This window comes from Ruegeria sp. CRTD044, from assembly GCF_059613485.1.
Genome location: NZ_JBXWSP010000019.1, coordinates 481,905 through 494,096 on the forward strand (window position 1 = coordinate 481,905; position 12,192 = coordinate 494,096).

The following is a 12,192-nucleotide window of genomic DNA, read 5'->3' on the forward strand; positions in this document are numbered from 1 at the left end:
GGCAAGGATTTCGAAAGGAATGAGGTTTCTGTCATGACGCGCCTGAATTTACGGGGGTTCGACATCCGAAAAGGCCATCTGGACGGCGCTGCTCAGCGGCAGATCATCGAACTTCTGCGGCCGATTCTGAAAGCCGCTCCGCTGTTTCATCCCAGCACCGCTTCGGGACGCAAGATGTCGGTTCGCATGACGTCTGCGGGAACGCTGGGCTGGGTGTCGGACGGGGCTGGATACCGGTACCAGGACGCGCACCCCAAGGGCATGGCGTGGCCTGCCATTCCGGATCCGATCCTGTCGATATGGCGCGACCTTGCCGGAACCGCTCGAGATCCCGATTGCTGTCTGATCAACTATTACGGCGAAGGCGCAAAGATGGGGATGCACCAGGACAAGGACGAGGCCGATTTCTCGTGGCCGGTCCTGTCGGTTTCGTTGGGCGATGACGCCTTGTTCCGGATCGGCAACACGACCCGCGGCGGCAAGACCGAGTCCGTCTGGCTGAATTCCGGCGACGTGGTCGTCATGGGCGGTCCCGCCCGGTTGGCCTATCACGGCGTCGACCGGATCCGGTTCGGCTCTTCGCGCCTGCTGCCCAAAGGGGGCCGGATCAACCTGACTCTGCGCGTGGCAACCTAACGGCGCGCATCCCAGCTTTTCGAGATGTGCTTGCGGGTAAAGAACTCTCCCAGCAACCCGATCATCATCAGGGCGATACCGACCCACAGCGCATATTCCCAGCTGGAGTTGCGCGGAAAGTAGTTGCGAAACACGAAACCGCGGCACTGATCAATCACGTGAAACAACGGATTCCAGGCGAACATGGCCAGCATCCAGCCGCCCAGCGCGTTGCCCACGAACATCTTGCCCGAGAAGATCATGTTCATCCGGCGATAGACATTGCTGAGAATGGTGGAGGTCTGCGGCATCCACGGCTTGAGCGCCATGAAGACCAGACCGACCGCGCAGCCGGTGTACCACGCAAGGATCAGCATCGCGAACGCGCCGCCCGGGTCCTGCATCTCGATCGGATTGACCGCGACGCTGTAGACGAACAGGATCACCAGGATTGAAACGACCTGCGTGTACAAGGTCCCGAAGGCGGCGGCCAAAAGCAGAACCATCATGTTCATCGGCGAATGCAGCATCATGGGGTTGTTGGTGCCTCCAAGCCCCGCAATCGCACCGACGGACTTGATATGCGTCATGAAAAGAAAGATGCCGGACAGGATGTACAGGATGAACTCACCCCGGATCTTGGCCACCCGTCCGCCCAGAAACGACATGATGAAATAGAACACGGTCGCCATCAGAACGACCTGGACGATGTTCATCATGATGGCGATTACGGCGTTGGAATGCTGCGAGCGGATGTTGCGGACCACGGCGTGAAACACCAGTTCCGCAAGGTTGAATGCCCCACCCACAAGGCTGCTGCTTCGCTTGTAATAGAACACTCGAACGCTCTTTCCCGGTTTTGTTCCGCCAGCGTGGCACGAATTCCTTGCCGTTCCGTATCCGGCACAGCATAAGTTCGTCAGGTTTTCGGATCAACAAACCATGGAAACGGAGCATTTTTGTGACCTATGACGACCTCATCCCCGTGATCAGACGCCTGGCCCTGGAAGCGGGCGACAAGATCATGGAGATCTACGATGCCGATGATTTTGACGTGAAGGTCAAATCCGATTCCAGCCCCGTGACCGAAGCCGACGAAGCCGCCGATGCGCTGATCTCGGCCGGGCTGCGCGCCGCCTTCCCCGACATCCTGCTGGTGACCGAGGAGCAGGCCGCGTCGCACAGCAAGCAGGGCGATACTTTCCTGATCGTCGATCCGCTGGACGGCACCAAGGAATTCATCAACCGACGTGGCGATTTCACCGTGAACATCGCGCTGGTCGAAAACGGCGTGCCCACCCGCGGCGTGGTCTATGCCCCGGCCCGCGGGCGCATGTTCTATACTCTGGCCGATGGCCGATCGGTCGAAGAAATCGGCGCTCTGGACAAGGACAAACCGGGCGAGGTCACGCCGATATCAGTCTCTGATCCGGACAATTCGGCGCTTTTGGTGGTAGCCTCGAAATCGCATCGCGACCAGGCCACGGATGACTACATCAACAAATACCAGGTCAAAGACAGCAAGTCGGCGGGCTCGTCGCTGAAATTCTGCCTTGTGGCCACGGGCGAGGCCGACCTCTACCCGCGCGTCGGCCGCACGATGGAGTGGGACACCGCCGCTGGCCACGCGGTGCTGGCCGGTGCCGGGGGCCATGTGGTGCGTTTCGAAGACCACGCACCGCTGACCTACGGCAAGGAAGGCTATGCCAACCCGTTCTTCATCGCCTATGCCCCCGGCGTCGAACTCAAGGAGGCCTGATGTCGGTTCTGATCGCGATCCCCGCCCGCTATGCCTCGACCCGCTATCCGGGCAAACCGCTGGTGCCGCTGACCGGCGCAACGGGAAAGTCCATGACCCTGATCGAGCGGTCGTGGCGCGCGGCCATGTCGGTTTCGGGCGTCGACCGTGTGGTGGTGGCCACCGATGACGATCGCATCCGCGCTGCAGCCGAGGGCTTTGGTGCCGAGGTGGTGATGACCTCGGAAAGCTGCGCCAACGGCACCGAGCGCTGCGCCGAGGCGCATGACAGGCTGGGCGGCGGGTACGAGATCGTGGTCAACCTGCAGGGCGACGCCCCCCTGACCCCGCATTGGTTCATCGAGGATCTGGTCAATGGCCTGCGCGCCGCGCCCGAGGCCGGCGTAGCCACGCCGGTGCTGCGGTGCGACGGCGAGGCACTGAACGGGCTGCTGAACGACCGCAGGAACGGCCGGGTCGGTGGCACCACCGCCGTCTTCGCGACCGATCACAGCGCGCTTTATTTCTCGAAGGAAGTGATCCCCTTCACGGCCGAAACCTATGCCGGGTCGGACCCGACGCCGGTGTTCCACCACGTGGGCGTCTACGCCTACCGCCCCGACGCGCTGGCCGCCTATCCGGGCTGGCCGGTCGGACCGCTGGAGCAGCTCGAGGGGCTGGAACAGCTGCGGTTCATGGAAAACGGGCGCAAGGTTCTGTGTGTCGAGGTCGAGGCAAAAGGCCGCCAGTTCTGGGAGTTGAACAATCCGCAGGACGTGACCAAGATCGAAAGCATGATGTCCGCGATGGGGTTGGAATAGTCGCAAATTCCCCGTTCCCCGCGGGCAGCCTGGCAGCTAACCCATGACCGGCAAACATTCGGCAGGACCACGGATGACCAATATACTTGTGACCGGCGGCGCCGGATATATCGGATCTCATGCCTGCAAGGCGCTGGCGCAAGCGGGCTATGTGCCCGTGACCTATGACAACCTTGTCACCGGCTGGCAGGATGCGGTGAAATTCGGCCCGTTCGAACAGGGCGATCTGCTGGACCGCGCGCGGCTGGATCAGGTCTTTGCCAAATACCAACCGGCGTCGGTGATGCATTTCGCCGCGCTCAGCCAGGTCGGCGAAGCCATGAGCGAGCCGGGCCGGTACTGGCGCAACAACGTCACCGGATCGTTGAACCTGATCGAGGCGGCCGTGACCGCCGGTTGCCTGGATTTCGTGTTCTCGTCCACCTGCGCAACCTATGGCGACCACGACAACGTGGTGCTGGACGAAACCACGCCGCAGCACCCGCTGAACGCCTACGGCGCCTCGAAACGCGCGATCGAGGACATCCTGCGCGATTTCGAACAGGCGCACGGGCTGAACCACGTGATCTTTCGCTATTTCAACGTGGCCGGTGCCGACCCCGACGGCGACGTGGGCGAGTTCCACCGCCCCGAGACGCATCTGGTTCCGCTGCTTTTGGACGCGATCGACGGCAAGCGCGACGCGCTGACCGTCTATGGCACCGATTATGACACGCCCGACGGCACCTGCATCCGCGACTATGTCCATGTCTGCGACCTGGTGGATGCGCATGTGCTGGGCCTGCGCTGGCTGGAACAGGGCAAGGGCAGCCGGGTGTTCAACCTGGGCACCGGCACCGGGTTTTCGGTGAAAGAGGTGATCGCGCAGTCGCACAGCGTGACCAACCGCGAGGTGCCCTTCAATGTCGGTCCGCGCCGGCCGGGCGACTGCACCAAGCTGGTGTCAGGCTCGACCCGGGCCGAGGCCGAACTGGGCTGGCGGCCCAAACGGTCGCGGCTGGAGGTGATGATCGCCGATGCCTGGCGCTGGCATCAAAATGGCCATTACGAAAAGTGATCGTACCATGGGCGCAGCTTCGACAACCGACGGAAACGCACCGGGCTGGGTTCGCAGATACCGCCTGCGCCTGAAGCGCAAGCGCCTGTTGTGGCGGTCCTTCCGCAGCCGCCACGCGTTGACGCCGGTTTCGGACAAGACCCGTCTGATCGCGCCCACCGACATTCTGGCCTTTACCACACTGCGCAACGAGATCGAGCGCCTGCCCTGGTTCCTGCGCCACTATCGCCGGCTGGGGGTCGATCATTTCCTGATGGTCGACAACGGCAGCGATGACGGCTCGGTCACCTATCTGCTCAACCAACCGGACGTGTCGCTGTGGCAAACGCAGGCCAGCTATCGCGAGGCGCGGTTCGGGCTGGACTGGCTGACCTGGTTGCAGATGCGGCATGGCCATGGTCATTGGACACTGATGGTGGATGCGGACGAACTGCTGATCTATGCCCATCACGACAGCCGTAACCTGCGCGATCTGACGGGATGGCTGGACCAAACCGGACAGCCGGCCTTTGGCGCGCTGATGCTTGATCTATACCCGAAAGGCCCGTTGGGCACGGCGCCCTATGACCCCGAGACCGACCCGACCGAAACTTTGAACTGGTTCGATCCCGGCCCTTACAGGGCGCGCCGGCAAGAGCCGTTGGGAAACCTTTGGGTGCAAGGTGGCGTTCGCGAACGCGCCTTCTTTGCCGATTGCCCGGACCGGTCTCCAACCCTGAACAAGATTCCGCTGGTGAAGTGGGACCGTCGCTATGCCTTCGTGAACTCCTGTCATTCAGCCCTGCCCCGACACCTGAATTTTGCCTATGACGGGCCTTCGGGACAGACCCCCTCGGGTGTCCTGTTGCACACGAAATTCCTGCCGCAAGTCGTCGAGAAGTCGCGTATCGAAAAACAAAGGCGCCAGCATTTTCATGATCCCGACCAATTCGGGCCATACTATGACGGCATCATTGCCGGACCTGACCTTTGGACTCCACAATCAAAACGGTATTCAGGTTGGGCGCATCTGCAGAGCCTTGGGCTGCTGTCAGCGGGCGGGTGGACGTGAACGGGGAATGCTGTGCCCCAAAAACCCATGCTTGGCTAACGGCTTTTAAATACATTGCTTCGCAAGGTGCGAAAATGTCATAAAACGTTAGAGTCCGGCTCCCGTCTGACCAAATGCGGACCCCGGGCATGCTCGCGTATTACAAGAAGGTTGGGCAGCGCGTGAGCCTTTTGGATTCTTACCGGATGAGACTGCGGCGCAAGCGCCGTCTTGTGCGCTGCATCCGCCGAAGCCGCGATCTGCGCACAGTCCGCAACAACACCCGACAGATCCGGTCCGGTGATGTTCTGCTGATGAGCGTCGTGCGCAACGAAAAGATCCGCCTGCCCTATTTTCTGGACTATTACCGTAAGCTGGGCGTCCGGCATTTCCTGTTCGTCGACAATGACAGCACGGATGGCACGCTGGACTATCTCAAGGCACAGCCCGATGTGTCGGTCTGGTATACGAATGCCAGCTATCGCCGTTCGACATTCGGGATCGACTGGTCCAACTACTTGCTGCGGAAATACGCCCATGGGCACTGGGTCCTGACCGTAGATCCGGACGAGTTCCTGATCTATCCGTTCTGCGACACACGTCCCATCGACGCGCTGACCGACTGGCTGGACGGCACCGGGGTGCGCAGTTTCGGGACGATGCTGCTGGACATGTACCCCGAGGGGCCGATTCAGGACGCCACCTATCACGAGGGGCAGGACCCGTTCGAGATTGCCGCATGGTTCGACTCGGGCAACTACATGATCACCAAGAACCCGGCCTATGGAAACTTGTGGATCCAGGGCGGGCCACGGGCAAGGGTTTTCTTTCAGGACAAGCCCGCGAAAGCGCCCGCGCTGAACAAGATCCCTTTGGTCAAATGGGATCGGCGCTATGTCTATGTCAGCTCGACCCATGCACTGCTGCCGCGCGGCCTGAACCAGGTCTACGACGAGTGGGGCGGCGAGAAAACCAGCGGCGCATTGCTGCATGCCAAGCTGATCAACACGCTGGGTGACAAAGCCCGCGAAGAACTGCAGCGCGGCGAACACTACCGCGCGTCTGGCGAATACAGGGCCTATGTCGATCAGTTGGAGAGCAAACCGGTTTTCTGGTGCAAATGGTCCGAGAAATACATCAATTGGCGCCAACTTGAGATTCTGGGTCTGATGTCCAAAGGGAACTGGGCATGAGCGGGACCCTGGGCATCGTGATGCTGGTCCATACTGCGCTGGACCGGGCTGAGCAGGTTGCCCGGCACTGGACCGCGGCAGGTTGTCCGGTGGTCATCCACGTCGACCGCAAAGTCGACCCGGCCGTGTTCGAAGATTTTGTCGCGGCCTTTGGTGATGATCCGCTGATCCTGTTCTGCGACCGCCAGGCCTGCGAGTGGGGCGGCTGGGGTATCGTTGCGGCTTCGCAATCTGCCGCGACGCTGATGCTGGAGCGCTTTCCCGACGTACGCCATGTCTTTCTGTCATCGGGCTCTTGCCTGCCATTGCGCCCGGTTCAGGACCTGATCGATTACCTGAGCGACCGGCCCCGCGTGGATTTCATTGAAAGCGCCACCACCGCCGATGTCAGTTGGACCGTGGGCGGGCTGGATCTTGAACGCTTTACCCTTCGGTTTCCCTTCTCGTGGCGCAAACACCGCAAGCTGTTTGACCGCTTCGTCAAGCTTCAGCGCGCGGTCGGATATCGGCGGACAATCCCCAACGGACTGATCCCGCATATGGGCAGCCAGTGGTGGTGCCTGACTCGGCGGACCCTGACCGCGATCCTGCAAGACCCCAAGAGAGAGGTCTATGATCGATACTTCCGGCATGTCTGGATCCCCGACGAAAGCTATTTCCAGACGCTGGCGCGGCTCTATTCCACCCAGATCGAAAGCCGATCGCTGACCCTGTCGAAATTCGACTATCAGGGCCGCCCGCACATCTTCTATGACGATCACCTGCAGTTGCTGCGCCGATCCGATTGTTTTGTCGCCCGCAAGATCTGGCCGCGCGCCGACCGGCTGTATCAGGCGTTTCTGAACGATCAGTATCTCGCCGGAAAACCCGCCGAGCCCAATCCCGGCAAGATCGACCGCGTTTTTTCCAAAGCAGTCGAGCGTCGTACCCGCGGCCGCGACGGCCTGTACATGCAAAGTCGTTTTCCCCGCCATGGCAGCGAAAACGGCCTGACCGCGTTTCCTTACTCCGTGTTTCAGGGTTTTTCCGAGTTGTTTGAGGGCTTTGAAAGCTGGCTGGGCAATGCGTCAGGCGCCCGCGTCCATGGGCATCTGTTCAACCCCACGCGTGCCGAGTTTGCCGAAGGCGAGACCATCCTGAACGGGTCCCTCAGCGACAACGCCGTTTTACGCGACTACAATCCGACGGCTTTTCTTTCGAACCTGATCTGGAACACCCGGGGCGAACGCCAGTGTTTTCAATTCGGCCCCGCTGACACCCAGAAGATCAATTGGTTTCTGGCGAGAGACAAGAACGCACAGGTCTGCGTGGTCACCGGTGCCTGGGCTGTTCCGCTGTTTCGGTCGAACATGAATTTCGCCGACATCCGCGCCGAAGCGGCCCGCCTGCAAAAGATCGAGACCGAACAGCTTGAGGTGCTGGATTCCGTGTGGACCAAAGCGCGCGTGCATGTTTGGTCAATGGCCGAATTCGTTGAGTCTCCGATGGAACATCTGCAAACCGTTCTTGAAGAGATGGGCGCGACGCAGCCCAGCCATCTGATCGAGGCGCCGACGATGGTTGATCTGGCCGGGTTTGGAAAGTTCCTGCAAAACCTCAAGAACCAGGGAATGCACCCTCACCTGATGGGCGACTTTCCTGCCGACGATGTATTCGGCAATCAGACCCGCCCGTATCGCAAGCCCTACCTGGTGCAATGACCCCGCATGCCGACCGACTTTGACTATTTCATCATTCTTGCCGAAATGCGCACCGGGTCGAACCTGCTGGAGGCAAACCTGAATGCGTTGGACGGCGTGCAGTGTCATGGCGAGGCGTTCAATCCGCACTTCATCGGATACCCGAAAGCAACCGAAGTGCTGGGTTTCTCACTGGAAGACAGGGATGCTGCGCCGGATCGCCTGATTGAAGCGATGCGTTCAGCGCCGGAGGGTCTGCACGGGTTCCGGTTTTTTCACTCGCACGACGCGCGGGCCCTGACGATGGCGCTGAACGATCCGCGCTGCGCAAAGATCATTCTCAACCGCAACCCGTTGGACAGCTACATCTCACTCAAGATTGCGCGGGAGACTCAGCAGTGGATGCTGACCAACGTGAAACGAAGGCGCGTCACCAAGGTTGCGTTTGATGCGGACGAGTTTCGAGACTACGTGGATGAGCAGCAGGCGTTTCAGCTGAGTTTGGTCAATCAGCTGCAAAAATCGGGACAGACCGCATTTTTTATCGGTTACGAGGATCTGACCCAACTGGATGTTCTGAACGGACTGGCGGCATGGCTGGGGGTTGAGGCGCGTCTGGATCAACTGGCCGCGGATCTCAAACCTCAGAACCCGGAACCGGCCCTGTCCAAAGTGACCAATCCCGAAGCCATGGATGAGGCCCTTGCGGCGCTGGACCGGTTCAACCTGCACCGAACGCCGAACTTCGAACCACGACGGGGCCCGGCCGTTTCGCGTCATATCGCGGCCGCGGAAACGCCGTTGATGTATCTGCCGATCCGTGGTGGACCGGAACAGATCGTGGCCCAATGGATGTCCGATCTGGATGGCGGCGAGCTGATCACCGACCGAAACCAGAAACAGGTGCGCCGCTGGATGAAGGCGCATCCGGGTCACCGGAAATTCACGGTCCTGCGGCACCCGTTGGCGCGGGCGCATTCGGTGTTTTGCGAACGGATCCTCGGCACCGGGCCCGGCGCATATGCCGGAATCCGCAACCGGCTGCGCAACGGGTTCAAGTTGCCTATCCCGGGCCAGGTGCGCGACGGAAACTATTCGCTCGAGCAGCACTATCAGGCGTTTTCGGCGTTTCTTGAGTTTCTGCAGCTGAATCTTTCTGGCCAGACCCCGATCCGGGTCGACGGGTTGTGGTGTTCACAAGCCCGCATGTTGGAAGGGATCGCGGGCTTTGCCCTGCCCGACCTCATACTGCGCGAGGAAGAGATGGCCGCCGCGCTACCGGATCTGGCCCGCGGCCTAGGGCACAATGCCCCGCCGAAGCCCGGCGTGCCCGCGCCGGACCAGCCCTATTCGTTGGATCAGATCTACGATGACAAGCTCGAGGCGCTGGCCGAGGAAGCCTATCAGCGCGACTATCTGCAGTTCGGATTCGGAAAATGGCGGCCTATCAGGGCCGCACGGTGATCAACGTCCCTTCGTTCACCATCGCATAGATCTCTTCGATCTCTTCGTTCTTGACGGCGATGCAGCCAGCGGTCCAATCCGGTGTCTTCTTCGCGCGCTTGAATTCCTTGCGCAGGTTCGGTTGGCCGTGAATGAAAATGTCTCCACCCGGGTCGAAGCCCATCGCCTTTGCCTTGGCGATATCCTGGCTGTTGGGATAGGAAATCCCCAGCGACAGGTGATATCGGCTGCGAGGGTTGCGGCGGTCGATCAGGTAACTGCCTTCGGGTGTGCGACCGTCTCCGCGCTTGACCTTTGTGCCGCTTGGAGCGAACCCAAGCTCGACATCATATTCGCGCAAGATCTGCTCGTGATGCAGCAGGTACATCTTGCGTGCGCCCTTGTTCACCACGATGGATGTCACCTCGGGTCCGTTGTAGGTCAGAAACCGGGGGCCCGCACTTCCACAAGCCGAAAGGCTCAGTGTTGCCAGTGCACCCAATCCAAATGCTCGACGATCCATGATTTCACTGCCTGCTCGTTTTTTCGCATAATGCCAAAATCCGGCAGAAACGGAAATCACTTTTTGCTGTTCATATGCTCGGTCAGGCGGCGTTCGATCGATTCAAGACGGTCCAGCACCTCGTCCCGATAGGCATCTGTCTTGACTTCATCCTCGGCGTGGTGGGCATCCTGCATCGAATTCACGATCAGACCGACCAGCAGGTTCACGACCGCGAAGGTCGTGACCATGATGAAGGGCACGAAGAACAGCCAGGCGTAGGGATAGACCTCCATCACCGGGCGCACGATGCCCATCGACCAGCTTTCCAACGTCATGATCTGGAACAGGGTATAGGCCGACAGACCCAGATCACCGAACCACTCCGGAAAGCTGTCCGAGAACAGTTTGGTCGAGATCACCGCGCCGATATAGAACAGGATCGCCATCAGCAGGAACACGCTGCCCATGCCCGGCAACGCCTGGATGAACCCCTCGACCACCCGGCGCAGGCGTGGCGCAACCGAGATCACCCGCAGCACCCGCAGGATCCGCAACGCACGCAACACCGAAAGACCCGCACCGCCGGGCACCAACGCGATGCCGACGATCACGAAATCGAAAATGTTCCAGCCATTGAGAAAGAACCGGCGCCCGTTGGCCACCAGTTTCATCGCGATCTCGGCCACGAAGATGGTCAGGCAGATGGTGTCGAGCAGCACGATCACCGGCCCGAATTTCGCCATCAGGCCGTCCGAGGTTTCCATGCCCAGCAGAACTGCGTTCACCAGGATGACGCCGGTGATGAGTTGCGAAAACCGCGGGTTTTCGACAAAGTCCTGCAGGCGCTGCCGGATCGTCATGCGAAGGGTCTCCTGTCGGGTCATGGATTCTCTGCCAGTTTGAAGCTGCCCACCAGTTCGCTGTGGGATGACCATCGAAATTGGTCAACCACTTGGACCCATTCAAGGGCATAGCCCGCCTGAACCAGAATTTTTGCATCCCGCGCGAAGGTCACAGGGTTGCAGGACACATAGGCGATGACCGGACGGCGGGCCTGAGCCAGCTCGGCCACCTGGGCCTCGGCCCCGGCGCGCGGCGGGTCCAGAACCACGGCGTCGAAGCGGCGCAGTTCGTCCGGCATCAAGGGGCGGCGGAACAGGTCGCGCGCCTCGGTCGTGACCTGTTTCAATCCCGTGGACTTGCGCCAGCCCTGATCCAGCGCGCGGGTCATGTCGGCCGCGCCTTCAACTGCATGAACCTCGGCCCGTTGCGCCAGCGGCAACGAGAACGTGCCGCAGCCCGCGAACAGATCAACCACCCGTTTGGCCGGGCCGACAATCTCCAAAACTGCCTGTGTTAGAGACTGTTCCCCGTCTTTCGTGGCCTGCAGGAAGGCCCCCGGCGGCGGGACCACCGTGGCCGGACCGAAACGCTGTGCGGGTGGGTTGCGCATGGCGATCACCTCTCCATCCCAAGCCAGCCGCGCCAGCCCGTGCTGCTCGGTCGCCTGCGCAAGCGCCAGTTCCAGCGGGCCGTCCAACGGCTTGCCGCCCTGCACCGCCAAGTCCAACCCGGCCTCGGACAGGGTCAGGGTAACAGACAACACACCCTTGCGGCTGCCGCCCAGCTCGGCCAGCGCAATGGCCACGGGGATGGCGGCGGTCAGCGCCGGGTCCAGCAGCTGGCAATCCGGAATCTCGGTGATCACGTCCGAGGCGCGCCCGTGGAACCCCGCCAGCGCGCCCTTCTTGGTGCGGCGCACCGCGATGGTGGCGCGGCGACGCGACTGCGGCGGCGACGTCAGGATCGGGCGCATCTCGGCCTGCAGCCCCTGAGCAGCCAAGGCGGTACGCACCACCTCGACCTTCCAATCGGCCACGAAGGCGTCCGAGGCGTGCTGCAACTGGCAGCCGCCGCAGCTTTTGTAGTGGCGGCAGGGCGGCTTGACCCGATCATCCGACGGTACCAGCACCTTGATATCGGTCAGCACCGAGCCGTCCAACGCGCCGCTGACCCGCTCTCCGGGCAGCGTTCGGGGGGCATAGACCGGGCCCTCGGCGATGCCGTCGCCCTGATGCCCGAGGCGGAGAATGGTGTATTCCTGCGTCATG

12 protein-coding genes are annotated in these 12,192 nt (G+C 61.3%); 8 read left to right on the forward strand and 4 right to left on the reverse strand.

Annotation, left to right across the window (positions count from 1 at the left end):
• The first annotated feature begins 33 nt into the window (after positions 1–33).
• Entirely contained in the window at positions 34–636 is a 603-nt protein-coding gene (locus tag AC2FNL_RS18640) for an alpha-ketoglutarate-dependent dioxygenase AlkB family protein (RefSeq protein WP_170596676.1), read from the forward strand.
• Here AC2FNL_RS18640 and AC2FNL_RS18645 read toward each other — a convergent pair.
• A complete protein-coding gene (locus tag AC2FNL_RS18645; RefSeq protein ID WP_093963926.1) occupies positions 633–1,454 on the reverse strand; it encodes an ABC transporter permease in 822 nt (273 codons plus the stop codon). The genes AC2FNL_RS18640 and AC2FNL_RS18645 overlap by 4 nt on opposite strands.
• 122 nt (positions 1,455–1,576) lie before the next feature.
• On the opposite strand from AC2FNL_RS18645, the gene cysQ reads away from it, so the two are divergent.
• From cysQ to AC2FNL_RS18680, 7 genes are all read left to right on the forward strand, one after another.
• Positions 1,577–2,374, forward strand: coding sequence for a 3'(2'),5'-bisphosphate nucleotidase CysQ (gene cysQ, locus AC2FNL_RS18650; protein WP_170340727.1), 798 nt, complete (start codon positions 1,577–1,579; stop codon positions 2,372–2,374).
• On the forward strand, positions 2,374–3,174 hold the full coding sequence (locus AC2FNL_RS18655) for a 3-deoxy-manno-octulosonate cytidylyltransferase (RefSeq protein ID WP_496834644.1): 801 nt from the start codon (positions 2,374–2,376) through the stop codon (positions 3,172–3,174). Before cysQ ends, AC2FNL_RS18655 begins: the two co-directional genes overlap by 1 nt.
• A gap of 73 nt (positions 3,175–3,247) precedes the next feature.
• Positions 3,248–4,231, forward strand: a complete 984-nt coding sequence (gene galE, locus AC2FNL_RS18660) for a UDP-glucose 4-epimerase GalE (RefSeq protein ID WP_496834645.1) — start codon at positions 3,248–3,250, stop codon at positions 4,229–4,231.
• 7 nt (positions 4,232–4,238) lie between these two features.
• On the forward strand, positions 4,239–5,282 hold the full coding sequence (locus AC2FNL_RS18665) for a glycosyltransferase family 2 protein (protein WP_496834646.1): 1,044 nt from the start codon (positions 4,239–4,241) through the stop codon (positions 5,280–5,282).
• Positions 5,283–5,467: 185 nt separating this feature from the next.
• A complete protein-coding gene (locus AC2FNL_RS18670; RefSeq protein WP_496834647.1) occupies positions 5,468–6,454 on the forward strand; it encodes a glycosyltransferase family 2 protein in 987 nt (328 codons plus the stop codon).
• Positions 6,451–8,154 carry a DUF5927 domain-containing protein gene (locus AC2FNL_RS18675; protein WP_496834648.1) on the forward strand — a complete coding sequence of 568 codons (1,704 nt, stop codon included), beginning with the start codon at positions 6,451–6,453 and terminating at the stop codon, positions 8,152–8,154. Before AC2FNL_RS18670 ends, AC2FNL_RS18675 begins: the two co-directional genes overlap by 4 nt.
• A 6-nt stretch (positions 8,155–8,160) precedes the next feature.
• Positions 8,161–9,597: a nodulation protein NodH gene (locus tag AC2FNL_RS18680; protein ID WP_496834649.1), complete on the forward strand. Its 1,437-nt coding sequence runs from the start codon at positions 8,161–8,163 to the stop codon at positions 9,595–9,597.
• On the opposite strand, the gene AC2FNL_RS18685 is transcribed toward AC2FNL_RS18680, so the two are convergent.
• Genes AC2FNL_RS18685 through AC2FNL_RS18695 form a run of 3 tightly spaced genes read right to left on the reverse strand, consistent with a single transcriptional unit; the run spans position 9,581 to position 12,191 of the window.
• A complete protein-coding gene (locus AC2FNL_RS18685) occupies positions 9,581–10,099 on the reverse strand; it encodes a L,D-transpeptidase family protein (protein ID WP_170340715.1) in 519 nt (172 codons plus the stop codon). The two genes, AC2FNL_RS18680 and AC2FNL_RS18685, sit on opposite strands and share 17 nt — an antisense overlap.
• Positions 10,100–10,155: 56 nt before the next feature.
• A complete protein-coding gene (locus AC2FNL_RS18690) occupies positions 10,156–10,941 on the reverse strand; it encodes an ion transporter (RefSeq protein WP_496834650.1) in 786 nt (261 codons plus the stop codon).
• A 20-nt stretch (positions 10,942–10,961) separates the two neighbouring features.
• A complete protein-coding gene (locus AC2FNL_RS18695) occupies positions 10,962–12,191 on the reverse strand; it encodes a class I SAM-dependent RNA methyltransferase (protein ID WP_496834651.1) in 1,230 nt (409 codons plus the stop codon).
• Position 12,192: the final 1 nt, after the last annotated feature.